The sequence below is a fragment of the Pradoshia sp. D12 genome (assembly GCF_008935075.1).
In the GTDB taxonomy this organism is placed as follows: Bacteria; Bacillota; Bacilli; order Bacillales; family Pradoshiaceae; genus Pradoshia.
On record NZ_CP044545.1, the window covers coordinates 1552114 to 1579072 of the forward strand.

Genomic DNA, 26959 nt, shown 5'->3' on the forward strand with positions numbered 1-26959 from the left:
TTCGAGGTAAATTTGGATAATTGAAGAGACTAAAGGCTAAATAAAACATTCGTTAAAGATAAAAAAGACAGCTTCCGGATAGGGAGAGCTGCCTTAAATTGTAATAAGAATATGTTATTATTTATCCCATGGAAGTAAGTAGAAGAGAATACAGAAGAAATGCATAACACTTCCGGCGATAACGAAAAGATGCCAAATGGCATGATGGAATTTGAAGCCTCTCCATACATAAAAGATAGCACCTACCGTGTATAGAATACCTCCAGTAACTAATAAAATCATTCCATTTGGCTCAAGGAAGTTGACCAATGGTTTCCATGCGAAGACAATCATCCAACCCATTACTATGTAAAGAAGTGTTGATACGATCATATATTTTTTAACAAAAAATGATTTAAAAACTGTTCCCCCAAAAGCTATTCCCCAGACAATACCGAATAAAGTCCAACGTGTCCAACCGTCCAATACAATAAAACAAAATGGCGTGTACGTACCTGCGATAAAAAAATAGATAGCTGAATGGTCGAATATTTCAAATACATTCTTAGCTTTGCCCTGGGGTAAGCTGTGCAAAAGAGTGGAGCACAGATACATAAGAAGCATTGTTATTCCAAATATAGTAAAACTAACGATGTGCCAAGCGGTCCCATATATAGAGGAATGGAAAACCAGCAAAATCAGCGCTACTATACTTAATATAACACCCAGGCCATGGGTAACTGCATTTGCGATTTCTTCACCTTTGCTATAAACATGAATGTCCTTCATTAAATTTCCTTCTTTCTAGTACAATATGAATTATTATCATTAGTATAATGCAATATCATTAATATGTAAATATTAATACTCTATATTATTGCTTCGACAATTCATTATATAGTTTTAATAACTACTTATCACCCTTTTTATAGTATGCATGTTAAATGAGATATTTTTGAATTCATCTTAATTAAGAAAAGGAAACTGGTTATCAGTTTTTTTGTGGTTTACGCAGGTCTGTTATATGAAAGATTTAACTATACCAAGACTCGCATTAGTTCTTCTGAGGCGTGTTGTTTAACTATTCAATAAGAATCATTATTTTAACCATTATAAATAATGAATGGCTTCTACGAATTTAATGAATATAGTAGTATACTAGTATGGTATTTATTTAAGTTACAGTAAAAGGAATGATTGACGTTGAGATTAATTGCAACAGACATGGATGGGACTTTGTTGAATGGTAAAGGTCGTATCAGTAAGGAGAATATAATCGCAATTGAAAAAGCACAGGCGGAAGGGATTCAGGTAGTTATTGTTACAGGAAGACCATACAGTTATGCCTTGATGCCATTGGAACTGGCTGGATTGTGTTGTCCTGTAATTGCATTAAACGGAGCTGAAATAAGAGACGAGCAGGGAGAAGTATTAAATAAACTCCCACTAAAAAAAGAATGGTGCCGCTCAATTCAAAAAGTACTGGAAAATAAAAACGTATATATTGAGTTTTTTACTAACGTTGGAGTTTTTTCTAAAAGTATGGAACAGTATATTGACATTAGAATGCAATTAAAAATGGAGAGATTCCCATACGCTGATGAAGCTCTAATGCTAGAGGATGTTAGAAGAAGAGCGGAGGAACGATTTAAATTCGAACACTGCCATTTTGTAGATAACTTTGAAGGTATATACCTGGATGAAGAATTGATTATCTATAAGATTTTAGTATTATCAGCTGATATGGATGAATTGGCACGTATAAATAGCGAATTAGCCGGTGAAACCGAGTATATCATTACCTCTTCTGAGCGCGGAAACATAGAATTTAATCATCCAAAAGCTCAGAAAGGAACATCATTAAAGATGTTGGCTGATCAATTTAATATCGAGATGAAAGAAGTTATGGCACTTGGTGACCATTTAAATGATGTTTCCATGCTTCAGCTGGCTGGACGTGGAGTAGCTATGGGAAATGCTTCCGATGAGGTGAAAGAACTCTGCCAATATCATACTAAAACGAATGTAGAACATGGTGTTGCCTGTGCGATTGAAGAAGTCCTTGCAATACGTCAAGTTTAAGGTAGTTAGTATGATTACAGCTTAAGTCAATTCTAAATGAGATTGCTAATAATATATTTCATCAAGTCTAATTCTAACAAAACTCAAACTTTATATATGATATATGATTTTCTGCTGATTCTAACGTGATATGTTTATAAATTTTCAGTTGTTAACATCCGTATATACATTCATTTTGTTTATATAAATATGTAAAACAATAGCGAAATAGAATGATTGGTGTATAATGGTAACGGAGCTGACTCCGTAAAATTTTGCAGGGTTATAATTGATTTAATTATAGCCTCAGGAGGAAAAACATGACGATAAGCACAGAAAATATTATGGAATTGATTACGGTTGACCAATGGGATGATGCATATTCAATAATGAAGCAATTACGTACTGATTTGGATAAGCATTCGTATTTAGAATTAATGAATCAAATGCATAAAGAAGGGTACAGGCTTTTTGCATTGTTTTTAGGTGAAGAAGTGGTAGCTGTAATTGGTGTTAGTTCTCGTGTGAATTTCTATAATAAACGTCATATCATTGTTCATGATTTGGTAACAACTGAAAGTAAACGTTCGAGAGGATATGGGGAAAAGCTGCTTGTTTTTATTCATGAATGGGCTAAGGAAAATGGTGCGAATTATGTAGCATTAGAATCTGCTCTTTCACGCACGGATGCTCACCGCTTCTATGAAGAAAAGTTAGGCTACGATAAATGGTGTTACTCATTTCGTAAAAAGCTGTAATACATGATTTCAGATTCTGCGGAACGCCCTTCTTTCGGCATACAAGGTGCAAGCTTTGCATATTTTATTTTTTTTGCCGTGACCATTTTGATATTTGCGTAAATCTTTATCTTTCTTTTTGCAAATAGAACATTTATTGAAAAAAGTGAACATACAAACTTTCTCCTTTAGGAATAAAATAATAGTAGGATAGAACAACTATGAGTATGATAATGAATAACAAAAAAGCCGAAGAAATGTTGTTAATCAGCATTTCTTCGGCTTTTTTGATATTTGCTGATGACTTAAAAAGCTTCATGCCACAGCATAGTTATGGTTAAGGCACTGCTGGAGTCATTTGGATTACCTGGGAATAATTTAATTAATATGGCTCCTGGTGTAAAGACTACCTCTGGGCGATGCTTTAAAGGTAAACTGTTAAGCATTCCTAAGATTTCATTTTTTTGCCCATGCTGAGCATACGTCATTATTTGTCTTGAAAACTGTGGATTGTTTTGAATGTGGTTAGTTATGGTGTAGGCATCATTTATAAGCTCCTTGGCAACCCCTGCTGAATTAATAAATATTACTGGTTGAACTGGAGGAAGCTGGCGATCATAATTTTGGTAATTATTATGGTAACCGGGGTGCATATTATTCATGTCATATGGATTATTCATGTTCCTATCTCCTTTTATCAAAGTAATTATAAATGAATGGATATTAAAGATGGTCTATAGTATTCATACCTATGAAGAGGACTGGCGATAGGTGAATCTTTGGATATGTAAGGAGAAGATGCCTGGTTAAAGTGTTAATGATACTTTTACTTATAATTACTCCTTGTTTTATTGGGATTTTAGTTGGGTCCTTAACCTAGACAACCTATATAGCTGGTTGTCTTTTTATTTACTCTTCTTTAAAAGAAGAACTAAGAAAAAAATTCCACTAATAATCTGCTTTAAATAAGGCATGATATATCAGAAAAATGATATAGACGATCTAGCAGATTAACTCATTGTAAGTGTATTAGAAACTTTTTGATGTGAAGCTAACAGGAGGTATTTCATTGAATGCTGGAAAAGTGGATTTAGAAGAGAAAAAGGAGTTCAGGGCTGTACCAATGATGGCAGTTTTGGCAGTGGCAGCATTCATTGGTTTATTCAGTGAAACAGCCTTAAATTTGGCTTTAATCAATATTATGCATGACTTTAATATAGAAGCTTCAACAGCACAATGGCTGACCACAGGATATTTATTGACATTGGGAATTTTGGTACCTGTTTCGGCTATCTTAATTCAAACGTTTACGACCAGGCAATTGTTTTTTTTCTCTCTGGCGATGGGAATTGTTGGCACATTGATTGGTGGCCTTGCGCATTCATTTCCTATATTGGTGTCGGCGCGAGTCATCCAGGCCATTGGAACCGCTATTCTTTTACCCTTAATGACTAATTGCACACTTATTATTTTTCCTCCGCATAAACGTGGGGTAGTGATGGGATTAATGGGGCTTGTTATCATGTCTGCTCCTGCATTTGGCCCTACCTTCTCTGGAATCATTGTAGACCAATTAAGTTGGCATTGGATTTTTTGGACATGTTTGCCGATATTATTGCTTTCCATGGGTGCCGGGATATTTATTATGAAAAATGTTACAAAACTAACAAAACCAAAGATCGATATAAGGTCAGTAATACTTTCCTCAATTGGATTTGGCGGGATTGTTTACGGATTTAGTGCTGCCGGAGAGGGCGGAGGTGGATGGGGAGAAGCACATGTGTTACTCCCTATTGGAATCGGTCTATTTTTCTTGATATTGTTCTCCTTCCGTCAAATTTATACTGATAATCCTATGATTAATTTGCGCGTATTCACTTACCCTATGTTTTCCCTGGGTGTCTCATTGGTTTTTTTAGCTATGTTAATGATTTTATCGAATGCCATTCTATTACCGATGTATTTAAAAGGAGGGCTACTATTATCGGCATTTACAGCTGGTTTAACGGTTTTGCCTGGTGGGATAATGAATGGGATTATGTCTCCAATTAACGGAAAATTAATGGATAAATATGGGGCGAGATGGTTGGTGGTTATTGGGTTTGTATTAACTAGTATAGCGAGTATTTTATTTTTACAAATCACAGCTGATACTTCTTTATCGACAATTATCATAATGCATGTTTGCTTATCAATTGGCATTGCTTTTATCATGATGCCTTCACAGACAAATGGCTTAAATCAATTACCCAGAAAATATTATCCTGATGGGACCGCTGTCATGAGCACGCTTCAGCAAATTGCCGGAGCTATCGGAACTGCATTGGCGATTACCTTTATGACAATGGGGCAAAATTCATATTTAAATGAAGCAGGGAGTTATCCTAATTCAGAGGTTCTAACGGAGGCTCTCATTTATGGTGTGAAAAAAGGGTATATCCTTATAATGGTTGCTTCAATTACCGGGTTATTATTATCTTTATTTCTGAAAAGAGTGAAAGTATAGAGAAAGAAAACTCCTTATGTGAAATAGGGAGTTTTCTTTTTGGGTATATAGGCCGATTATTTTGAAATAAATTATTAAAGTAAAAAAATAATCAAAAAGTGTAAAAAGGGTTTATAAGTTTGTAAATAGAGGAATTTAGGTATAGGTGTTGTTCTGTTTGTATAATATGAAAGCTAATACAAAACATATAACTAACTATCTTTTATACAGATAGTAAATCGGAAAAGATAGTGAATTACCATAGAATACCACAAAAAATCTTGAATATTTTCACAGAAGCAGAAGAACAAAAGGGGTTGCTAAGACTTGAAGCTTAAAAATTTGTTGAGTGATGTCGCAAAAGTGTCAGATAAGGATAAAGAAATATATATTACCGGGATTGCTAATAATTCATTAGAGGTAAAAGAGGGATTCATATTTGTAGCCATTACAGGATTTCAGGTGGATGGTCATACGTATATTGAAAAGGCAATTGAAGCTGGAGCGAGAGTTATAATCGGCGAAAAAGAAATCACTGATCTATCGGTCCCGTATATTAGGGTTGAAAATAGCCGCGCTATCCTGGCTGATTTAGCTAAACGTTTTTATCCTGTGCAAGCAGATAGAACAATTATTGGAGTAACAGGTACAAATGGAAAAACTACTACTTCGTTTATGTTGAAGCATATCCTTGAAGCTTATGGTAGATCCTGTTCTTTATTTGGTTCGGTTTATAATTATATAAATGGTGAAAAATCTACACCCTCTGTAAATACAACCATGGATGCATTGCAATTACAAAAAGAATTATCAAGAAGTCAAGATGATATTGTCATAATGGAAGTATCTTCACACGCACTGTCACAATATCGAGTGAAAGGGATTAGCTATGATTATGCTCTTTTTACAAACTTAGACCATGACCATTTAGATTATCATAAGGATATGGATGATTATTTTTCAGTAAAAGCACAGCTTTTTACTCAATTAAAGCCAGATGGTGCTGCTGTGATTAATACGAATAACAAATGGGGCAGTAAACTTGAAAAAAGGTTATGCGGTACTAATGACCAAATTTTTTGTGTAGGGAATAAAGAATCTGATTTGTATATTCAGCAAAATAAAACGGGTGATATACAGTTTGTATATAAAAATAAAGAAATCTATCCTATTAGGCTTTCTATTAAGGGAAAACATAATATTCAAAATGCGGCGCTTGCATTTCTAACAGCGAGAAATATGTGTGTACCAGGTGAAGTAATAATTAATGCACTACAATCATTCCCTGGCGTGCCGGGGAGATTTGAAGTAGTGAATCACCCGACAGGTGCACAGTTAGTTGTAGATTATGCTCATACTTGCGATGCTTTTGCACAATGTCTTAAAACCGGAAGAGAGATGGGGGCAAAGCGCATCATTCATATCTTTGGATTTAGGGGAAATCGAGATGTGACAAAGAGACGTGGTATGGTTGAAATCTCGAAAAAGCACAGTGACCTATGTATTTTAACGCTGGATGATTTAGGGACCGAATCTTTTGAGGGGATGATAGAAGCACTACATGATTTAAAGCCATCTGCCAAAGGGAAGGTCATACCGGATCGTACGTCGGCAATCGAATGTGCTTGGAAAATTGCAAAAGATGGTGACTGGATTTTTATTACCGGAAAAGGCAATGAAGTTTATAAAAATACGTATCTTTTACCGACTAATTCCGACATAGATACATTAACTTATCTTTCAAAAGAGGAAAAAACAGTTAAGGTAATTTGAGCCTAATTGCAAAATTTGTTGAATAAATAATAATATAGTCGAATTTCCAAGAAAACGTTTGACTATAGTAAGTAGTTAAATTATATTAAGTATGTAGTAATGATTACTACATACTATTTTTAATATAAAATTGGTCATACCATTTTGTTTAAAAGGGGAAGAGGGAATGAAACAAGAACCACCAAGAATTGCTTGGATTACAGACACGACATGCACATTAAACGAGAATTTTATTAAAAAAAATCGAATAAATATTATTCCTTTACAAATTGTTATCGATGGAGTTTCATACAAAGAAACAATTGATATTACAGAAAAAGAATTTTACGAAAGAATGGCAAGTGAAAATACCACTTTCCAATCATCACAACCATCAATTGGTGAATTTGTTGAATTATATGAAAAACTGAAAGAAGAGTATGATTATGGAATAGCGTTCCATTGCTCGGGTAAACTATCTGGTACTTTTTCAACATCTGTAATGGCTGCTGAGCAAGTAGGTTTTAAATTGTTTGCAATTGATTCACGTACTGGATCTTACCCTCTTTCTTATTTGATGAAAAAAGGTATAGAGTTATTTGAACAGGGTTTTGATGCTGAAGAAATTGTCAGACAAATCGAAGAAATCAAAACGAATGCAAGGCTTTTCCTCATACCGTCTAATCTTAATCAGCTCCATAAAAGCGGGCGAGTCTCAGGAAGCCAACGGCTCATTGCTAACTTGTTTAATATTAAGCCTATTCTTTCTATAGAAACAGAAGGGGCTAAAATTAGAGAAAAAGTTAGAACTGAAAAGAGAGCTATCCATTATATATTGGATTTATTAAGAGAAGATATGAAAGTTTGTAAGGTTAGTAAAATAGTAGTTATCCATGCTGATGACGAAGAAAATGCGCGTAAATTGGAAAAACAAATAAATGAAGAATTTAACTCCATTCCTACTGAGCGAATGCTATTGGTTCCTGTTGCTGGAGTCCATACAGGAGTAGGAACAATCGGAGTCTCATGGGTATGTGAATAAATAGTAAAACTAAAGAAACTAAAGCTCCTCGACTGGGAGCTTTAGTTTTTTATAGTTACATACTGGTTGTATCATTTAAATTTATTTCGTTTGGATTATCCAATGCTTCCTTAGGAAGTACAATCTTATCAATTTTATTATAGTCATAGTAGCTAGATTCAATACTTTGTTCTAATACAAGGGAATTTCCGTTTTCCGAGATACCTATATTCATATCTACATTCATCACCGATGGTAAAAAAGTATTTTTGTCTATAAAGATTTCATATTCGACTTCTTGTAGTGTCATAGATTTCAGAGCTGTTTCTAATTCAGGTATATTAGCAGGTAATGATCCTTTTACGTATTCATTTAATTTTTCATCATTGCCTGCTAAAGTTAAAACATATTGATCAGCTTCCTGCTCAAAGGTAAAGTCGTCTGCAAATGACTCTAAATCTTTCAGAGAATCTAATTGATTCGTTCCCGGCTGTAAATTAAGCCCTTTCGCCACCTCAGTATAATCTGCATTATATCTTCCCCACTGATCTCCCTCGATATCGTGCATGAAAAATCCTTCATCTGTTAAATATTGATCGATTTTACCTTCCTGTTCTCCGGTTGCTGGATTTTTATAATAAATTTCAATCTGTTGGTATAAGGAGAAAGGTTCCTGAATCATTTTAGAGTCTGTCCTTGTTTCTGTTGTCAAAATGATTCCATCAGCTTCAGTTGATATTTCTTGATCTATATCTAATTTAAGACCAAGACTTTTAACTTCAGAAGAAGCCTCAACCATTTTTTTATAGACTTCCTTGGCTGTTAGTTCAGATTCACCATTTTTTGTTTCCTCTGCCTTTGCTACCTCATTGCCATTTTTAGATACCGGTGAAGCTTCCTCATTACAAGCAGTTAAAAATAAAATGAAAAAAATACTTCCCAAATAAGATACTGACTTCTTCAACATATGTTCCTCCTTGATATTGAATTCACTGAAAACGAAGTACATTCTAAAGCATATTAAGCAAAGTCATATATGTATAAATTAATTGCAAGTTTGCAAGTGCTTAACTAAGTAGACAATTGGACTGATATCAGGAAATGAATTTTTTATACTGATTGAGATGATACCTAATGAAGAGAGCATCTGGAGATTATTCATAGTGGTAATGATCAAATCAACAATAACACAATACCCTAAATTTTGTAAAAAATGCATCTTTATAAATATAATTAATATTTTGTTTGAATATGATTATAGCAACTGTATTACTAGTTATATAAGTAAACAAAACAGAAGAGAAGGGGGGCAAAAGCTGGTGTGAATTCTGAATGGAGGATACCGCTACATTAATCTAAACTTTAAATTTATAAATGATAATCTAAAAGTAGCAAAGAATGGCTGGATCAATGAAAGGGGTTCTGGCCTATTTTATATAGCCGGTTTTGTCAGAATGCAGATAAATTTTTTACTAGCAATATTGGCAAAAAATGGATTGTCTTAATATCCAATCTTAAATAGTGTTTAAAAAATAGGCTGTCGACAAAGTCGGCAGCCTAAAAACCATCTAATCTAAAGGTTATCATATATCAGGATTTATAGCTTTAAAATCAGAACCCTTCTTTAAATCATGGAATTTAACCTATGATTTAAAAAGTATTATTTTCATAGGTCTTTTTATTTATTTTATCGATTACCCTATGCAGGTCATCAGGTTTGTGGAATTCGATGGGGGAGAATCCCTTCTCAAATAAAATTTGCTCTGCTTCAATCACCAATACATAACGATTGTTAATTTTGGCTAAATGAATGGTTTCACCGAAATCGGCCAGCAATCCTTTAATATTCGTATTATCCAGCTTCATCTTTAGTTCAATATCCGGTTCTTGTTCAACAATTTGAGCGGCTGCTTCTACAACTTGTTCAGTTGTTAATCGTTCCTGAAGCTCACGCTTGGGACTGTCAGCCCAGATTTCAATAGCTTCTTCAAACTGACGGCGTTCCTCACTTTCGGGCTCATATACTTCACCAATATGCTCCTGTACCATGTCAATGACATGATTCTTCACTAATTCTTGTTTAGATTCACCATACTCTACAAATTTTAAAAAATCTTCGAAATATCGGGCATGTGAGGATTGATGAATTTTTAATTCGCTTTCCTCAATCATGCCTTCTTCAGGCATATGAGGGTATAGAATGGATTTCATATTTTTAGTAGTGATGGCCATCTCGACATTGCGAATTAATGTTTTTTCATCAGATATAGAAGCGACCTTTGGTTCAAAATCACATTTCATTAAAAATAAAAATCGATGTTCGAAAAATTTCCGCGGTACGGCTGAAGCCATAACAAACACACCGCCCCGAACTGCACTTGTATCAAGATAAGCATGAACGAATTCCTCACTGAATGCTTTAAAATCTTCTTTATTATCAGCAAAGCGAGTACGGTTAAATGCATTGTAGTTTGGATTTGAATCCAATGTATGACCTGGTTCAATTATAAAATGGCCCAGCTTTGTTGGTACTTGTTCTGAATTGGGATGACGATCGACTTTACGCTTTACGATTTTCTTGAATTCGCCATCAAGGAAATCTTTAAGAGCACTTTCCTCATATTCATCTGTATCAAGTGTTTGATAATGCTTAGCTGTAGGCTGTTCCTTATCTTCTGTTTCCACAACAAAGAAAGATAAAAATTTAATCTCAAATTCCATGTTATACACCTTTTTTCCTTAGAGTCAGCCTTTTCAGTATCCCAAAACAGAGGTATTTCGTCAATGAAGACATGGTCGAAGATCGAAATAAAGAAAGCTGAGAGTTCTTTTTAAATTTAACCAACCATCTAGCCATGAACTTTCCTTAGTGATGCAATAATAAAAGCGAATGAACAGGGTGCTTCATTCGCTTAGAAGGTAGATATTCAGGAGGCTTCTATACTGTTTTTATGATTCCTGTTAAGTACCAATAAACGTCTTTTTAATTCATTGGCATATAGGATATCATGATGTTTCATAGCTATATTAAGTAAATCTAATAAATCATCAAGTGTTAGATGAGGGGTTGATTGTTCGTCAACAGAAGGCATTTGATCTTTAAGAGGGTTATCTTCATTCTGATTGGTATAAAAATCAGTGAAAATATCTACCAATAAGGCATCTGTGATTTTTTCCCCATTTGTTTCTGGTAGTCGATTCTGAGACTCAAGTTCTTCTACAACACAATCGAATCCTTTATCGGATAAGGAAAACTCTCCGTTTCTGCCGAATAATTGTTTGAAAATAGTAAGTAGGACTGGAGTTGTTAATGATATCAATAGCTTTTCATATACAGTTTTTGTCTGCCTGATTTCTGATACTATGATTTCCTTAGTCGTTGATTTCATTTAAATCCCCCTCAAAAAATAATAATCGCACAATATTTTGTTGGGACCATAATAACATATACCTTTATATGATTTACACTGTAGTGAACTGAATAATTGCAATTGTCACAATATAGTAGTATTTTCCCTATATTAGAAGGAATACCCTGTAATTAGATGGCATCTTTGTTGGAAATACTTCTATATGTAATCGCTTGGCAAAATAATCTATTTATAATGGTTGCTGATCAATTTTGATATTTTATTGTAATTAACATTTGTACGCATTAAAAAGGATGCCTTTTAAAAAAGCATCCCCACATATTTATAATTTTTATCGTAATAAAGAACAAATTTGAGAAAGGCGATCTTTAATATGTTCTGCATAAAGCTCATCATGATCTTCGTTTGCGAAATTAAGTAAATCCAGTAGGTCATCTACTGTTAAATCATTTGTTTCTTCTTTGGAGTCCCCTTCATCATCCTCCAAAACGGTCTCAGCCGTGACGTGCCTGCCAATCTTGTCATAAAATAAATGAATCAGTGTTGAACTGGCATATGGCACAGAAGTGTTTGGAAGCTCTTCCGTGTGGTCTTTCAATTCAGTAAGAATTTTATAATAAGCATTTTCACTTAACCGGTGTGTCCCAGAAGGTCCGAATAAATTATAAAACATTTTTATAATAATCGGAGCTGATAAAGAATGTAATAATTTTTGAGAAACTTGGTCTGATTGATTTAGTTCAGCAATAATTGTATGATATGTGTTTTTTTTCATCTTAAGACCTAACTTTCCTTTTTTAATAATCTATGATAGAACAAAAAATAAAAAAAACAAAATATTTTGATTCCATATGAATCATATATTTATAATTTCATCTAACATAAATCATTCTTATAGCAAGGTTTTAACGTTTGTTTTTTAGAGGTCCTCTTGAAATACGGAAATGTTATTACAAAATAAAGGAAAATAGGTGTTAACATTTGGCAAGGGATTACGGTATAGTGAAAGTAGAAGACTTTCAGAAAGGTTGAATAAGATGGCTCATATTATAATATTTAACAAAAATATTCTTACCACTATTATTTCTTTTATAAAGATAATTTGCTCTGCACTATTTGTTGGATTCATTGCTGTTGCTGGTATAGCATTAGTGATTTACACTTTTATGATATTAGAGGAATTCATTTCCTCAATTATATAGGTTGTGCTCGGTTTAACATATGCTTAGATTTTAAAATGATTGTTTACATAATATTTTTATTTAGTATTAGTAAAAGTTTTGACTAATGAATCTAAAAACAACTAAAAGTATAGAATTATGTATATATCTCTACATTATATAATAAGAATTAACTACATAGTTAAGGTGACAGCTTGTCTCTTCATTGGTCATTCAAATTAAGTATGTTCTACATATTTTAAAATTAGAGGTTATGGCTACTCCAATCATATAAAAAAGGATGCTAACGCCTGGCATTATTCTTTTTATAATATGATTGGTGATTCGAGCTGTTTGAATACTGTTGCCAAGACCACACTATAACTTTATAGGTCTTTCCATCCTTGTACATATTTTTCCCCTTGATAACCCCAACATTTACTCCAAACATCAAGACAAGCACTGGGGGTACTAACCCTGTTTCTGAAAACGTGTTTGTACATAATCTTCCTAACTCACAGTCTTTTTTAGCTGTTTCTTCATCCCCACACTATATAGCTAATAAATCAGAATATATAAAGTTAAGGGGGAGCAACCAATGTATTCGCGAACTATATCCCTTCTCTGAATGTTTTAACAATAGAAGCAGTACTAGTAAATATGATTAGGGAGAAGATAATTAGTAAAAAGTGTGAGGTCATTTTTTTAAAAATGATTCTCCTTTTAGGTGCTTTCATATACAAATTAATATGGCTATGCCTTCATAGCCAGTTATACTCTGCTGTTTAATAAAAGTGTTTAAAAAAATATAGAAGGGGAGAGTCCATTGTACAAGCAGATGAAATGGTTATGTCTGTTAATGGTTGTTATGGTTATTAGTTTTAGCTCTGTCAGTCCCTTGAAAAAGGACGAGGCTTCTAATGCCGCTGGAGGAAGCCAGTTAAGCTCTAAAATCGCCAAGGTGCTAAGCCATCCTGATTTAAAAGGTGCCAGTATTGGAATAAGCGTGAGAAATGCATCTAATGGAAAAATAATATACAAGCATAATGGGGATACCAGATTAAGGCCGGCCTCAAGTATGAAGTTAGTTACCGGTGCTGCTGCTCTTCAATTACTTGGAGAAAACTATCGTTTCAAAACTGAGATCTATACAGATGGTAAACAAAAAGGAAGTACCTTAAAGGGAAATATTTACATCAGGGGGAAGGGGGATCCTACTCTAGGGGAGAAGGATCTAGACAATATTGCTTTAGCTCTAAAAAAGAAGGGGATAAAGAAGATTAAAGGAAATCTTGTGGCGGATGATACATGGTATGACCAAATCCGATTATCATTGGATATGCCATGGAGTGATGAGCAAGAGTATTATGGTGCTCAAATTTCTGGATTAACCTTTTCCCCCAATGCTGATTATGATGCAGGTACAGTGATTATACAAGTCAAGTCTGGCAATAAAGTAGGTAAAGCCGCCTCTGTAACCATGACTCCAAAGACGGATTATGTGAAGATATCGAACAAAACCAAAGTTGGTAAGGTTAACAGTAAAAATACTGTTAAGATACATAGAAAACATGGCAGCAATGGAATTACTGTCACCGGGAATGTCCCTCTAAATTCCGGTACTACAAAAACATGGATTTCTGTATGGGAGCCTACTCGATATACCCTTGCTTTATTTAAAAGATCTTTAGAAAAGCAAGGCATTAAAATTACTGGGAATTATACAGCCGGAAAAATACCAGCTAAGCCTACAAAGCTTGCCACCGACCATTCACCTAAATTGGGTACGATTCTTGTACCATATATGAAGCTTAGTAATAATACAATATCTGAGGTTCTTGTAAAAGAAATGGGCAGGGTAAAAGGAAAAGTGGGAAGCTGGGATAAGGGATTATCAGTTGTTGAGGGCCAGTTTGTCGATTTGGGGATTGGAAATGATGCCATACTTATGAGAGACGGTTCAGGGTTGTCTCATGTTAGTATGATCTCAGCTAACGCATTAACAAATTTACTTTATAAAGCGCAAACCAAACCATGGTATAAAACATATAAGAATGCACTTCCAGTAGCAGGTGATAGTGATCGAAGTGTAGGAGGGACATTAAGAAACAGAATGAAGGGCACAGCTGCACAAGGTAAAATCATAGCCAAAACAGGTACGATTTCAACGGTCAGTAGTTTGACGGGATATGTAAAAGGAAAGAAGGGGAATAAATACGTTTTCTCCATCATTATTAACAATGCCAAGAAAGAAAATCAGCTGAAGAAAATTGAAGACGAGATGGCTGTCATTCTGGCTAGCAATTAGAAAGAACAATCCAATTAAGTAGGACCTGCACTATTATGAGCTCAAGACCATCTAACCTTGGTGCAGGTCATGCTGATATCTGAATTAGTTTTGTATTTTATAGTAATCTATAAATTATTTGAAATCATGAGTATAAAGTGATGAAGATTCTTAATAGGAAGATCATTGGTAATAAAATGATAAATTTTGTCACGGAGTATTTCGATAGTCCTTCAATAACTAAAATGGCAAATACGGCATATATGGTTATAAGCAATCCGAAAATCCAGTCATTAAAGCCAAAGTTCAACTGTAAAAAGGTTATGCAAATAATCGCTAAGAAATGGAGACCGTCGTACTTATCTCTGTTCAAAAAAAACCGCTCCTTTCCTTTATAGTCTATTCATGATGTAGGAATGGGAACATTTTAAAAACATCATTAAAACAAATAAACATGTAACTGACGTCTTTATTCTGAGGCACATTCGTTCCTTTAAACTGTACACTATGTCAATTGTATTTTTATAAACATAAGGGGGAGACCTATATTAGGTATTACCTTATACTATAAAGTTAATGGCAAAGGTATACCTCCTATTTTTGTAAAATTCATTGGTACATAGAATAATGCTAATTAGTTGGAATCCTTTTACTTAAAAAGCGGCATTTAGCAATTCTAAATGATAATTTTTGATGATAAAATCAATAAATAAGTTTCACTTAATTATTGAAAAAATCAGAATACATGTTTAAGAATATGCTGATGAATTATGAGGAGGAAAGAGAATGCTTTTGCCTTCTGTTGTACTTGCGGTGATCGGTATATTACTCATGATGAGTGGGAACTCGATTAGAAAAAAAGGAAAAACGTCCTTTATCGCAGGGAATAATGAAGTCTTTATTCCGAAGAATGAGAAAAAATTGGCTGAAAGAATAGGGTGGCTATTGGTTTTATTTGGTTATGAAACCGTTGCTTTTCCCATCTTTTTTATTATATAAAAATCCTTGAAGGATACCATTTCGCAATATTGGCAATTCTTCATTTGGCGATTGTTTTTATTTTTATGCTTATGGATCAATTCGAAGCAGGGAATTCATAAGAAGATATGCCTCTTGGAGTACTCCTTTTTAAAACTATTCATTACAAAAACATTGACTTAGCACATTAGACATATCGACAATGGGATGGTTTTTGCAATTCCGCTAATCTCATCCTTAATCATTAACAGAGTTGAAACAAAAGAATGTCGCAATAAAAGGAGTGGAATTTTCACTCCTTCTTTTAATTATTGGTATTATTTTAAGTCTCATTTTGCTTAAATGTAGATTGTGTGAGTGTTTGAGTAAAGTGCTGATAGGCTAAGAGAGAGGAAATAATAACTCCTGATAGTAGTATGCTGGAATAAATAAATTTTGTCCCCACATGATCAGAGAGTATCATTAAACCTGCACTTGCCATTACACAAGCCAAGACCGAAAAATAATAAGCATGAGTCTTTGCATTTTTAATACCAATATAACTAGCTAAGATGAGGATACTAATGAGACATATCAACATAATAGCAGGAAAAAACGGCTGGAGTTTTGCAGCATAAACCAGGTAATCTAATTTTGATACTTGATCGGCATGTGAAATTCTTTCTGCTGTAAGCATAGTAAATGGAGTGGACCACCGCCATTCGAAAATGTCATCTCGGAGAGCACTTCCTTCATAGAAAGCGGCCATTGTTGATAAACATAGCAATAACAATGAAGCTGAAAGCGGAATAATGGTTTTCAGTTTCATTTTGTATCCCTCATTTTTTATAGTATGGATCATGTAGTTACCAAAAAATATGACTGGAATCTTCAATTGTTAGCAAACTCTGAAAAAATATCTTATAATCATGTGAAATCCAGCTCAGGAAAATCAATATAGGGATTTCGATTTCCTTGGAGTTTAAAAATTGCCCAATTTCGATGTTTTTCATGAAGAGAGACCGGATGGTTGTTGTGCCATTTTTTGTATAGGTCGATATCAATCAATGACATTTTTTCTTGTATAATTTCATCAGGATACCTCATTAAAAAATATAAGCATGCTCGTGCTATTTCACCTTTGCCATTTTCAGGCTCAAACCTTTGATTGCCATCTCTTTTTCCGCAAAAGGATTTTATGACTTCTTTATAAGCTCCAGGTTTGTAGTCTTCAAAATCATAATAAGGAATATTACTTCTGAATGAATTACAATCTTTTTCACACGTAAATAAATGATGAAGATCTCCAACCATGGGGTGTCTTTTCTCAAACCACGATTGTGGAATGACATGTTCAATATTGAATTGGAGAGACCGCAATACGGACTCAATCAATATATTTTTATGTTCATGAAGCACTCCGAAATCCTTACTCAATACTTGTATCATTTGGTCGATTGCCGCATCTTCCAGCAGTTTATCCTGAGCAATTACATTACTGGGATTTAAGCTTTGGCCGGAATATATGCTTTTTATTTGACCATCTTCACGCAAATCTACCCATGAATGGAGCGCTTTTCTGCTGGTTGAATAGGAGAGCTGGGGATTATGAGTTCTTGTCAGCAATTCGGTCAGCTCCGAAACTAAATTGTCATTTGAAAAGTCATCCAGTGGAAGGTTTTTGTAATACATATCAATAATGCTCTGGTCCTCTTTTTCATCGTAATAAATTTCATTAATCATGTCTGTAACTAGCTGGAATTCAATTTTCTCTGTAGGTTGTTCCTGAAGTTGGCGGGTAAGGGGTTGTGTAACATGAATAATAGAGTCATAGCATACATTAAGAGTTTCCTTTATCAAACGGTGTGAGGGATTTTTATGGAATAAAGCTAGCAAAAAATGGACGGTATCCTGCAAGATTATTTCATAGGAATGAGAAAAAGACGGATGGATTCTTTTTTTCATCAGCTTCACCTCTTTATTTTGATAATATCAAGTGTGGAAACAAATGTAAATAAATGATGGTTACAGATTATCTAGAGGTTAAGAAATATATGATTTCAGTAGAATGATTATAAGATAATCATAGAGTGAATATTAACAAAAAGGGTGAAGAAATTCTTCGAATAATAAAATTTTCTATAAATCAATGTATAATATATCGTTTAAAGTTAGAATTAGCTATTGTATACGAGGGTAGAACTATTTATTACATAATGTAATCATTATTCCAATATTGTAGTTATATTTAAAAGAAAATTCTAAATATAATTACTTTTTATATCCTTCCATATATAAGAAGACAACTTTTGGTAAACCGTTTATACTTTTAAGTACTTAGCAGAAGGAGTTGGTATTTATGGTTACAAGCACTAGTTTAGAAGTAGAAGAAGAGATTAAGGCTATACAAGCTGAACATGAAATGTTAGAAGACACGCCTGAGGATTTCTTTGAAAAAGCTCCGTATCACTACAAAAATAATTACGGTGTAAAATTTGCTGCAATCATTGAAGAAGACTCTGTATTATTTACGAAGGATGATCAGGATTGGGGAAATAAGCTTTTAAGATTCTCAAAAGGTCAAGCTGAAGAAGCTATTATTCAATTAAAAAAAGAACAGATAGGTAAACTTGATAGAGAATCGATTAATATGCATAATCCAATGAATCGAATTTTAATCAGTATAGGAGAAACTCTTTTTTTAGCATCTGTATTACAGACTGCACTTGAAAAATGGCGCAGTCCCAAAAAATAAATATTTGAATATTACTATTATAACGAAATAATACCTCTAGTCTCATAGACTTGTCTATGGGGCTTTTATTATATCGGCCGATGTTAATTTATCATGAACTATAAAAAGTGCTTTTTCTCTTTTGGCTTATTTAATACTCTGATTATCGTTTGTTTCACAAAGTCCCTTACTGAAAGATTCAGTATGATTAGACTATGTATCGTCTTTTACCGCTGCTCCTTCATTTATTAAAAATATTTGTATATCTAGCACCCAAGAGGAAATAAATGTTAGAAGTGATAAATGCTTGATCAAACGCTAGCAGGAAGCGAAAAAATTATAGATATGTTCGGTATCTGATAAATGGAAATGTTTACGGATATTACTTTTGGGCATACATCTAATGTAAAATACTCTAAAATTTGAAACCATGAGTGTTGCTGTACGTAATGATAGTATATGTTAAATAACTAAAGGATGAAAAATTTGTTACATTATAAAATCTATAGTCAACAACATAAAGAATGGGTTGTTTTAGTACACGGTGCAGGAGGTAGCTCAACTATTTGGTACAAGCAAATTCGAGTATACCGTAAGCATTTTAATGTGTTGGTCGTCGATCTTCGCGGCCATGGTGATTGTGAGATTGAGAACAGTCCAACTAAATATACACTTGATTTGGTTAGCGAAGATATTTTAAATGTTTTAGATGAAGTAAAGATTGATAAAGCTCACTTTGTAGGAATTTCACTGGGGACAATGCTGATTCGTCAGTTAGCTGAGACGAACCCTGAAAGGTTTCATTCGATGGTACTTGCAGGCGCTGTAATACGTATTACACCAAGGCTACACTTTTTACTTGGTATCGCAAATATGTTTAAGAAAATAATCCCATTTATGTGGTTATATAAACTATTTGCCTGGATTTTAATGCCGAGAAAAACCCATGAAACTTCACGTCATTTATTTGTTCAAGAGGCGAGAAAAATTAAGCATAGAGAATTTTTGCGTTGGTTATCACTAACTGGTGATATCGCAAGCTATTTATTGAAAATCAATGAAAAAGATACACATATTCCTACATTATATATTATGGGAGATGAGGATTATGTGTTTTTAGAACCAGTGAAGCGGCTAGTAAAAAAACAATCATCAAGTCAGTTAGTCATATTAAAGGATAGCGGTCATGTATGTAATATAGATCAAGCTGCCCAATTCAATGAGATATCCTTACAATTTTTATTGGCGCATTGAAATAACAAAAAGCCAAAGTTGATGATAGTAAAGCGATTGGCATATATATCGATTAAACAATTCATTTACTAAAATAGACTTAATTCTTTTACATCGGTTATTAAACCTTTTAGAGTGATGTGGTAATCTCTCTAGAAGGTTTTTTATTTTGGACTGTGAATGGGTGTGATGAGAGAATATAGTCCACTCTCCTCTTAATATTAGTACTTGTTTTGTATATATTGAATATAAACCCAATTATTCATCATAGGTTATTATATAAATCAATCAATAAGTTTTTTAATCCAGTATTGAGGGAAAAGAGAGATAGATAGAGAGATGGGGGTATACAGAATGTCTAAGATAGAAATCCCAGAACTTCAAGTGGAACAATCCTACCTACAGTTCATCTTCCCCTTTCAAATAAAGGACTCACGGAGTGAGGGGCTTGGTTCAGCAGTTAATAAAAGAGCAGTGGGAGTTTTTTGATTTAAGAGATACAAGTCAGGATTGCAAATTTTATGGAGATATACGAGTATCTCATGAACGCATGGAGAAATTTTTTCTTCCTAATATGGAGCCCATTTTATTTCCCCCAACTATAAAGGATAAAAATGCATTTCGTCGCTTTAGTAAAATTATCAATCAAAAGGGTTGTTTACAATCCAAGTATTTAGAAACTGATTTTATATTAGTATCTTTTGATATCTTTGTTTGTCCGTATAATATTGGCATTATGAATATGCGAATTAATTTGCCTGATCATATGAGCTATAATGATGTTCTTCATTTTATAGACTTATTCAGACAACTAGATAAACCGCATGATATAGTTATTAGATTAAATGAAAAAGAGTATTCTGAAACAAAAGGAATTATTTTCAATGAATATTGTCCATGGCTGGAGGATCATTTATCAAAGAAAGAGCATACAACCTATTTTGGCAGTTTGCCATTTTTTATAGAAGAACGTATGCAAGTTTACTACTATTTAGCTTTCGAAAAGAATACCCTCCTGGATGAAATTTCTTTATACAGAGCCGCTTTGATTAAGGGATATGATAGGGAAGGACATCCCTATGCCGGTGCTAAATCGGAGGCATACATCCATCGCTTTTGTGATCAGCATGTATATGATCGATGGGGCGATTCTTCCTATTATATAATCAGTAATTATGCATTTGTCTGTCTATCAAATGAATGTGAAGAGAAAAGTAAATTTATTGCTGAGCGTATGTATGGAGAAAATTTTTACACAAATATTTTATTCTTTTTCAATCGACTCCTCTTATTAGAATTATCGTATGAGAATTCCCAGCTGAGAGTGGATGATAAAAAAGGTTCTATTGAAAAGCTTATCATTCGAATCACGAATTTTTCTGCACAATTTTATCAGCCTGAAGTACATAGCCGGATTTTTGGGAAAGAAATCTATTTAAAAATGAAAGATATTTTTCATATGGATGAGCTTTATAATCATGTGAACCGAACACTTGGCAATCTCTATAAAAACCACGAAAAGCTAACAGGGAAACGACATGAATATTTACTTACGTTTTTAACTACATATACGGTTATTTCGGGAATTTACGGCATGAATCTGGTCATTGAACAGGATTGGAAAGGGAATATTAACTGGTCCCAGGCTGCATCCTATTCCTTCTTTGAATATATCGCTTTATTTGTAGCATTATCCGGAATTGCGTTGGGTGGAGTGTTAGGAATCGTAACAGTCTATAAATGGATGAAGGAAAAAATAAAATCTAAGAATGATTGAGCAGGGGAATGGCAGATGATTGTAGAACCTAACAAACAAAGGAATTATAAGGAGGTGTGAGTTTGAAAAAAAGTCTAAGCTTTATTTTATGTATCCTCCTGTTGGCAGCATGCGGGCAAGAACCCAGTCCAAACAAAGGAAGTGATGATAAACCAGTGAATATAGATAAGAGTACAAATCGTATCAATGATGCAAGTTTAACGTCAAGCTTAGTCCAAAAGAACAAAGTCGAAAATGATTACTTATTTGTATATACAGTTGAAAACGAGACAGCGAAACCGATTAAATTAACGTTTAACAGCGGCCAAACGTTTGATTATATTTTAAAGGATCAAGCGGGAAAAACAATCATCCAGTATTCAGAGGGAAAATCCTTTATACAGGTTATTACTGAAAAAGAACTGGTTAAAGGAGCGCAATTAACGCATGATATCCATTTGAAAGACCTTGAACCTGGAGAATACACTCTAGAAGCATGGTTAACAGCCAAAGGGGTGAAGGATGACTCAAGGAAAAAAATTCAGTTCAAAGTAGACTAACGAAAGGAGGGTACCAATTTATATTATATTTGGATACTCAACCTTCAAATCAATGTAAAAAAATAGCCCAATCATATTTTAATTTTATAATATGATTGGGCTATTTTTTTATGATTCAATTCCTAATGATTCTACCTTATACAACTATCAAGCCAGACACATTCGTGTTCATTAAATAGTTAGTTTTGTGTTTCTATCTTCTTCTTAGCAGCACGTTTTCTCGGTTTAGATACTTTAGCCAGATATAAAGCTTTATTATTTATTACATCTGTGAACCCGCTTAGCATCATTTGAGCGGATAAAATGGTTAATCCTAAAAATAGGATAGGTATAAGTGGTAACCAGGGATACCCGATCAGATTATCGTAAGCTTGGCCAATCAAACCTGACCATTCGTGAGAAGCTGAGTTAGCATTTCCATCAGAATCCTGTAATGTACCGCCAAAGAAAATTTTTAGTACTCCTAGATGAGCTAATACAACGAGTACTTGTATGTACTGCTGAATCAAAATAATAACGATATTTTCTTTTAAATGAGGAAGTATATGTGTCTTTAATTTATGTAGTTTACCGCCACCTAACACCATAGCAGCCTCCATGAATTCTTCTTTATGAAGTTTTTTTATTTCATTAGCTTGATAGATAGCCAATGTCGGTACAGCATAAAAAGTTAGAATTGCTATTTCAAACAAAGCTCTTTCCCAAAATGGAAAAGGAGAACCATCTCCTCCATAGACAATTACACTGAATAGAACATAGTATGCTACTAACGTTAGTGGAATCACCGTAATTGGATCAAATATTTTTTCGTACCAACGAATATACTTTTGGCAATATACTCCTAAAAAAGCGCCAAATATTAAGGCAAATAAAACCCGTAAGATAGCAATGAGAAAAGCAATCCCTATCGTAAATTTTGCACCATGTATAATCATATGAAGTAAATCTCTTCCACCTGAATCTGAACCAGCTATAAACCCATGTGTAAATGGCTGGTAAGGAGGAGAATCTACTATATTCGCTTGATCATCCATATATAGAGGCACAGTTCTAATCGTACTATCGTTAAAGAGTGTATTAGCCATACTCAAAATCAATAAGATAAATACAAATAAAAATCCAACCATAAATGTTTTATTTTTTAGCAAAAGTTTAATCAATCGCTTCACCTCTTACAACCGGGGGAATTAACCAATCGCATATACGATAAATAAGATATAATGGCAAATAAATCATCAGTATACCGATTACAAATATTTCGGGTGATTTTCTAAAGATAAAATAGATAATCCCTGTCATATTGAACATATACTCCAAAATAACCAAATTAGATATAACAAACCAAATCGCCGTTTTGGAATAGTGGTATAAACTGAATAATACATTTTTAAATATATGAATATTAAATATGTATAGTGGCTTCATTCCCTTAGTTACAGCATATTCTACATATAACTTCCCTTGTTCTTTCTCAAATTGCTGTATTAAAAATTTAGTCAACAGTAAGGTTAAAGGCAAACTAAGACATACAATAGGGAGAAAAAAGGCCCGATCATCCCCCGCGGAAGCTACGTTAAATAAGAGCGTACCTGTTTTTTTAAAGGACATAATAGTAAGAAATTGAAGTGCGATTATATAAAATATATCTGGTAGGGACTCAATAATCGTGAGAAACCACATAATCTTACCTTTAATTGTTTGAAAAACTAATAGGATTAGGTAAGTTAATAAGAATGCAAGTATGGTTGAAATTAAAAGTGATGCAACAATCAGTAGGACTGATTCTTTATAATGGTAGAATATTTGTGGAAAAACTGGTCTTTGGATGCCCATCCCATATGTGATATCTAGAGGGTGTAATAACGATAGAAAAGTGTTTTTGATTTCTACTAAGAAAGCAAAAAAATTAACAGAAATATCTCTGAAGAGTGTTGGCAATGCACTAACGCAGATAATTACAAAAATGGCTATAAGCACTTCTGTTATCATTACTGCAGTTTTTTTGAAAATTAAAATAAAATCATCTCCTTTTTATCCTAATTTTTGGATATAATTTTATCATAATTATATCTATCTTTTTTGTCTATAAATTATTTTTGTTTCCAGAATACGAATCTTTAAGTCTATTTACACGAATATATGGTTATTTAATAAAAGGAAGTTTGTTAAAAATAACTGAGAGGAAGTGATTAATAATAAAAGGTTTCTGCCCATATTTTTGCTTATTTTTCTTGTAACGTTAGTAAGCTGTTCTCCAAAAAAAGAAACCGAAAATAATAAACCAAAAGAAACCATAATGAATCAAGAATGGCAAGTTCGTAATGAATATAAATTTTATTAACGGTAAATCCAGAACCTAATTTAATAGCAGGTAAACCATTTGGGTAGGTATTCCATTTTACTGCCCCTTTTAAAACCTTTGAAGGTAAAGAATTAGCTATATATGCCTATCATAAAGAAACAGAAGAGAAGATAACGGCTCTAAATCCAATAAGAATCAAAGAACCGTCACCGGGTTATTCAAAATTAGAGCGTTTTACAGTTAATTTTGAAGTTCCTCAAAGTGGGTTATGGCGTTATGAAGTTATATAAGACAATGAGTTTTATGCAGACGTTGTTTTTTTAATTAAAAATAAATAGAGTAATAGATTTAATAGCGGCATTGATTCAAGGCGAATTACTGCCTTTTTTCGATGAATTCTTACAGGGGTAAAGGGCAGTTCTTCGGAAGAAAGAAGGACTTTCTATTTTATCTGTCGAATAAATTTAAATTATATGTCGTTAAAAGGAATGGTCTATATGAAGTTAATTAAACAATTTATTTTAAAACGTCCTGCTGAAAAAAGACTTACTTATTTTTATGCTATGGTTGTGACGGATGAACAGGTGTGGCTACTTCGTGATAAAAATAATGGCGACTTATTACTATTAGAAGATGAAGGAGAATATCATTTTTTGCTTCCAGTTTGGCCAAGCCGAAGTTTTGCTGAAATAGAGGCTGCTAAAATAGATCATAATTCATACGAAGCTTTTAACGTTCCATTAACTACATTTTTAGATGATATACTTGTTGATATTGAAAATGACCGTGGTATTGCGGTGATTTTTCCTAACGGGAAAGATTCGAACATTCAATCACGTGATGAAATTAAGGAAATGATTCGTAATCTATAGGATAGGTTGTTCCTACTGGCTGGGTAGGTTAAATGAATAATAAATGGAATTATTTTGTACTGTGAAAGGGGAATAGGATTGTGATTTTTAATTATAGTGATTTTATTAGTCTATCTCTTTGACTTTGTAAAACTGAGAAAGCAAAATGAAATAATAATCGCACAAAACGAAAAAGTTATTGCCCTATTGGAGAAAATTGAAAATAAGTAGTATATATTTTGCGGCTTGCGGAGGGATATAATTGGGGTTTTAATAGTTCTTTTATATTGGATATACCATTTTCCTTGTCTGGTTAAATTCAAATAAAAGAGGATACCTAGCCTCTATAATAGACTTGGTATCCTCTATTCTGCACACTCTTTTTCATATAAGAGAAATTATGCCCGTTTCTCAAATAATTGTACAAGTTCTATGATGACTTCGGTGGCTTTTTCCATACTTTCAACAGCTACATATTCATATTTACCGTGGAAATTTTCTCCTCCGGCAAAGATGTTAGGAGTAGGCAGGCCCATATAGGATAGTTGGGAACCATCTGTACCGCCGCGAATTGGTTTAACAATTGGTTTAATGCCCAAGTTTTCCATGGCTTGATGGGCGACATCGACTATTTCCTTTACAGGTTCAATTTTTTCTCCCATATTATAATATTGATCATTCATATCTAATATAATATTTTCTTCGCCGTATTTAGCCTTGTATTTTGCAACAAGGTCTTTCATCGTCGCTTTTTTGGCTTCAAATTTTTCACGGTCATGATCGCGGATAATATAAGCGGCATGAGTACGTTCTACATCACCGTTTAACGATAGGAGATGATAGAAGCCTTCGTAGCCTTCTGTATATTCGGGTGATTCTTCTTTTGGAAGCTCATCATTGAAATTCATGGCAATCTTTAAGGAGTTGACCATTTTATTTTTAGCGGATCCTGGGTGGACATTGGTTCCTTTAAAAGTCAATTTTGCCCCTGCAGCATTAAAGCTTTCAAATTCAAGTTCACCAATGGGACCGCCATCCAGTGTGTAAGCAAAGTCAGCATTAAAACGCTCCACATCAAACTTATGAGGGCCTCTGCCAATTTCTTCATCCGGTGTAAAAGCGACACGAAGTTTGCCGTGCTTAATTTCCGGATGTTTAATTAGGTAATCCATTGCCGTTACGATTTCAGCGATGCCTGCTTTATCATCAGCACCAAGCAGAGTAGTGCCGTCAGTGGTAATAAGTGTTTTACCTATATACTCTTTTAGCTCAGGAAAGTCTTTCGGTGATAGGATGACATTAAGATTTTTATTAAGCGTAATATCACCGCCATCATAATTCTCTACGATTTGTGGTTTTACATTCTTACCGGTAAAATCAGTAGCCGTATCGACATGAGCAAGGAAGCCGATTGTTGGTACTTCTTTTTCTGTATTCGCGGGAAGGGTGGCAAATAAATAGCCATTTTCATCAAGTGTTACTTCTTCCATTCCTATTGTCTGCAATTCATCTTTTAGAAGATTTAAGAGGTCAAATTGCTTCTCTGTAGAAGGGCATGTTTGACTGTTTTCATCGGATTGGGTATCAATTTTTACATATGTAAGAAAGCGTTCAACTAATTTTTTATTCATCAGATTCATCTCCTTCTGTATTCCTATTATAACGAAAGTTTTATTGATCAACAAAAAGTTATTCGAATTTTCTTTAGGTTAA

Annotated in this window: 24 protein-coding genes; 12 read left to right on the plus strand and 12 right to left on the minus strand. The window is 33.7% G+C overall.

What is annotated here, in order from left to right; translation table 11 throughout:
* Positions 1–117: 117 nt before the first annotated feature.
* Positions 118–768 (minus strand): PAQR family membrane homeostasis protein TrhA, encoded by a 651-nt coding sequence (trhA, locus tag F7984_RS07615; protein WP_066100039.1) that lies wholly within the window; start codon positions 766–768, stop codon positions 118–120.
* A 414-nt stretch (positions 769–1182) separates the two neighbouring features.
* Between trhA and F7984_RS07620 the strand changes: the two genes are divergently transcribed.
* Both F7984_RS07620 and F7984_RS07625 read left to right on the plus strand, forming a co-directional pair.
* The gene (locus F7984_RS07620; protein ID WP_066100036.1) at positions 1183–2061 is read left to right on the plus strand and encodes a Cof-type HAD-IIB family hydrolase; all 879 of its coding nucleotides are present in this window, start codon (positions 1183–1185) and stop codon (positions 2059–2061) included.
* A gap of 299 nt (positions 2062–2360) precedes the next feature.
* Positions 2361–2798: a GNAT family N-acetyltransferase gene (locus F7984_RS07625; protein ID WP_077247926.1), complete on the plus strand. Its 438-nt coding sequence runs from the start codon at positions 2361–2363 to the stop codon at positions 2796–2798.
* Between the two features lie 284 nt (positions 2799–3082).
* Here the strand turns inward: F7984_RS07625 and F7984_RS07630 are convergent, their stop codons facing one another.
* On the minus strand, positions 3083–3457 hold the full coding sequence (locus tag F7984_RS07630; RefSeq protein ID WP_066100033.1) for a YuzC family spore coat inner layer protein: 375 nt from the start codon (positions 3455–3457) through the stop codon (positions 3083–3085).
* 443 nt (positions 3458–3900) lie between these two features.
* On the opposite strand from F7984_RS07630, the gene F7984_RS07635 reads away from it, so the two are divergent.
* The 3 genes from F7984_RS07635 to F7984_RS07645 all read left to right on the plus strand — a co-directional run bounded on the left by F7984_RS07635 (position 3901) and on the right by F7984_RS07645 (position 8056).
* On the plus strand, positions 3901–5283 hold the full coding sequence (locus tag F7984_RS07635; protein ID WP_140461662.1) for a DHA2 family efflux MFS transporter permease subunit: 1383 nt from the start codon (positions 3901–3903) through the stop codon (positions 5281–5283).
* Between the two features lie 306 nt (positions 5284–5589).
* Entirely contained in the window at positions 5590–7035 is a 1446-nt protein-coding gene (locus F7984_RS07640; RefSeq protein ID WP_140461314.1) for a UDP-N-acetylmuramoyl-L-alanyl-D-glutamate--2,6-diaminopimelate ligase, read from the plus strand.
* A 166-nt stretch (positions 7036–7201) separates the two neighbouring features.
* Entirely contained in the window at positions 7202–8056 is an 855-nt protein-coding gene (locus F7984_RS07645) for a DegV family protein (protein ID WP_140461315.1), read from the plus strand.
* 55 nt (positions 8057–8111) lie between these two features.
* Here the strand turns inward: F7984_RS07645 and F7984_RS07650 are convergent, their stop codons facing one another.
* The 4 genes from F7984_RS07650 to F7984_RS07665 all read right to left on the minus strand — a co-directional run bounded on the left by F7984_RS07650 (position 8112) and on the right by F7984_RS07665 (position 12181).
* Positions 8112–9002 carry a DUF6612 family protein gene (locus F7984_RS07650; RefSeq protein ID WP_140461316.1) on the minus strand — a complete coding sequence of 297 codons (891 nt, stop codon included), beginning with the start codon at positions 9000–9002 and terminating at the stop codon, positions 8112–8114.
* Positions 9003–9685: 683 nt separating this feature from the next.
* Positions 9686–10756, minus strand: a complete 1071-nt coding sequence (locus F7984_RS07655; RefSeq protein WP_066100020.1) for a DUF3900 domain-containing protein — start codon at positions 10754–10756, stop codon at positions 9686–9688.
* Positions 10757–10962: 206 nt separating this feature from the next.
* Positions 10963–11424 (minus strand): hypothetical protein, encoded by a 462-nt coding sequence (locus F7984_RS07660; protein ID WP_139891175.1) that lies wholly within the window; start codon positions 11422–11424, stop codon positions 10963–10965.
* A 313-nt stretch (positions 11425–11737) separates the two neighbouring features.
* Complete coding sequence (locus F7984_RS07665) at positions 11738–12181, minus strand: hypothetical protein (protein ID WP_066100014.1); 444 nt, start codon at positions 12179–12181, stop codon at positions 11738–11740.
* Positions 12182–13392: 1211 nt separating this feature from the next.
* Between F7984_RS07665 and dacB the strand changes: the two genes are divergently transcribed.
* On the plus strand, positions 13393–14874 hold the full coding sequence (gene dacB / locus F7984_RS07670) for a D-alanyl-D-alanine carboxypeptidase/D-alanyl-D-alanine endopeptidase (protein WP_225983682.1): 1482 nt from the start codon (positions 13393–13395) through the stop codon (positions 14872–14874).
* 124 nt (positions 14875–14998) lie between these two features.
* On the opposite strand, the gene F7984_RS07675 is transcribed toward dacB, so the two are convergent.
* A complete protein-coding gene (locus F7984_RS07675) occupies positions 14999–15226 on the minus strand; it encodes a hypothetical protein (RefSeq protein ID WP_139063780.1) in 228 nt (75 codons plus the stop codon).
* A gap of 413 nt (positions 15227–15639) precedes the next feature.
* Here F7984_RS07675 and F7984_RS07680 point away from each other — a divergent pair, with 413 nt between their 5' ends.
* Positions 15640–15852: a hypothetical protein gene (locus tag F7984_RS07680; RefSeq protein ID WP_140461317.1), complete on the plus strand. Its 213-nt coding sequence runs from the start codon at positions 15640–15642 to the stop codon at positions 15850–15852.
* A gap of 301 nt (positions 15853–16153) precedes the next feature.
* Here the strand turns inward: F7984_RS07680 and F7984_RS07685 are convergent, their stop codons facing one another.
* Together F7984_RS07685 and F7984_RS07690 are read right to left on the minus strand one after the other, a co-directional pair.
* A complete protein-coding gene (locus tag F7984_RS07685; protein WP_181161989.1) occupies positions 16154–16639 on the minus strand; it encodes a DUF4306 domain-containing protein in 486 nt (161 codons plus the stop codon).
* Between the two features lie 98 nt (positions 16640–16737).
* Positions 16738–17775, minus strand: coding sequence for an endonuclease I family protein (locus tag F7984_RS07690; RefSeq protein WP_225983683.1), 1038 nt, complete (start codon positions 17773–17775; stop codon positions 16738–16740).
* Between the two features lie 394 nt (positions 17776–18169).
* On the opposite strand from F7984_RS07690, the gene F7984_RS07695 reads away from it, so the two are divergent.
* The 4 genes from F7984_RS07695 (at position 18170) to F7984_RS07710 (ending at position 22093) form a co-directional block, all read left to right on the plus strand.
* Positions 18170–18565 (plus strand): hypothetical protein, encoded by a 396-nt coding sequence (locus tag F7984_RS07695; protein WP_066099998.1) that lies wholly within the window; start codon positions 18170–18172, stop codon positions 18563–18565.
* 465 nt (positions 18566–19030) lie between these two features.
* Complete coding sequence (locus tag F7984_RS07700) at positions 19031–19798, plus strand: alpha/beta fold hydrolase (protein WP_066099995.1); 768 nt, start codon at positions 19031–19033, stop codon at positions 19796–19798.
* 427 nt (positions 19799–20225) lie between these two features.
* Complete coding sequence (locus F7984_RS07705) at positions 20226–21554, plus strand: hypothetical protein (protein WP_151675520.1); 1329 nt, start codon at positions 20226–20228, stop codon at positions 21552–21554.
* 62 nt (positions 21555–21616) lie between these two features.
* Positions 21617–22093: a BsuPI-related putative proteinase inhibitor gene (locus tag F7984_RS07710; RefSeq protein ID WP_066099988.1), complete on the plus strand. Its 477-nt coding sequence runs from the start codon at positions 21617–21619 to the stop codon at positions 22091–22093.
* A 179-nt stretch (positions 22094–22272) separates the two neighbouring features.
* Here F7984_RS07710 and F7984_RS07715 read toward each other — a convergent pair whose 3' ends face one another.
* Positions 22273–23253, minus strand: a complete 981-nt coding sequence (locus F7984_RS07715) for an ABC transporter permease subunit (protein ID WP_066099986.1) — start codon at positions 23251–23253, stop codon at positions 22273–22275.
* A complete protein-coding gene (locus F7984_RS07720) occupies positions 23246–24082 on the minus strand; it encodes a peptide ABC transporter permease (protein ID WP_140461319.1) in 837 nt (278 codons plus the stop codon). Before F7984_RS07720 ends, F7984_RS07715 begins: the two co-directional genes overlap by 8 nt.
* 810 nt (positions 24083–24892) lie before the next feature.
* Here F7984_RS07720 and F7984_RS07725 point away from each other — a divergent pair.
* A complete protein-coding gene (locus tag F7984_RS07725; protein WP_066099981.1) occupies positions 24893–25267 on the plus strand; it encodes a DUF2750 domain-containing protein in 375 nt (124 codons plus the stop codon).
* A gap of 377 nt (positions 25268–25644) precedes the next feature.
* Here F7984_RS07725 and pepT read toward each other — a convergent pair whose 3' ends face one another.
* Complete coding sequence (pepT, locus tag F7984_RS07730; RefSeq protein WP_066099978.1) at positions 25645–26877, minus strand: peptidase T; 1233 nt, start codon at positions 26875–26877, stop codon at positions 25645–25647.
* Positions 26878–26959: the final 82 nt, after the last annotated feature.

Excerpts from the sequence above, each read along its gene's own strand:
- trhA (WP_066100039.1), bottom strand. The coding sequence starts at position 768 with ATGAAGGACATTCATGTTTATAGCAAAGGTGAAGAAATCGCAAATGCA.
- F7984_RS07625 (WP_077247926.1), top strand. The coding sequence starts at position 2,361 with ATGACGATAAGCACAGAAAATATTATGGAATTGATTACGGTTGACCAA.
- F7984_RS07630 (WP_066100033.1), bottom strand. The coding sequence starts at position 3,457 with ATGAATAATCCATATGACATGAATAATATGCACCCCGGTTACCATAAT.
- F7984_RS07635 (WP_140461662.1), top strand. The coding sequence starts at position 3,901 with ATGATGGCAGTTTTGGCAGTGGCAGCATTCATTGGTTTATTCAGTGAA.
- F7984_RS07645 (WP_140461315.1), top strand. The coding sequence starts at position 7,202 with ATGAAACAAGAACCACCAAGAATTGCTTGGATTACAGACACGACATGC.
- F7984_RS07650 (WP_140461316.1), bottom strand. The coding sequence starts at position 9,002 with ATGTTGAAGAAGTCAGTATCTTATTTGGGAAGTATTTTTTTCATTTTA.
- F7984_RS07655 (WP_066100020.1), bottom strand. The coding sequence starts at position 10,756 with ATGGAATTTGAGATTAAATTTTTATCTTTCTTTGTTGTGGAAACAGAA.
- F7984_RS07660 (WP_139891175.1), bottom strand. The coding sequence starts at position 11,424 with ATGAAATCAACGACTAAGGAAATCATAGTATCAGAAATCAGGCAGACA.
- F7984_RS07665 (WP_066100014.1), bottom strand. The coding sequence starts at position 12,181 with ATGAAAAAAAACACATATCATACAATTATTGCTGAACTAAATCAATCA.
- F7984_RS07680 (WP_140461317.1), top strand. The coding sequence starts at position 15,640 with ATGCTTTTGCCTTCTGTTGTACTTGCGGTGATCGGTATATTACTCATG.
- F7984_RS07685 (WP_181161989.1), bottom strand. The coding sequence starts at position 16,639 with ATGAAACTGAAAACCATTATTCCGCTTTCAGCTTCATTGTTATTGCTA.
- F7984_RS07690 (WP_225983683.1), bottom strand. The coding sequence starts at position 17,775 with ATGAAAAAAAGAATCCATCCGTCTTTTTCTCATTCCTATGAAATAATC.
- F7984_RS07695 (WP_066099998.1), top strand. The coding sequence starts at position 18,170 with ATGGTTACAAGCACTAGTTTAGAAGTAGAAGAAGAGATTAAGGCTATA.
- F7984_RS07720 (WP_140461319.1), bottom strand. The coding sequence starts at position 24,082 with ATGATAACAGAAGTGCTTATAGCCATTTTTGTAATTATCTGCGTTAGT.
- F7984_RS07725 (WP_066099981.1), top strand. The coding sequence starts at position 24,893 with ATGAAGTTAATTAAACAATTTATTTTAAAACGTCCTGCTGAAAAAAGA.
- pepT (WP_066099978.1), bottom strand. The coding sequence starts at position 26,877 with ATGAATAAAAAATTAGTTGAACGCTTTCTTACATATGTAAAAATTGAT.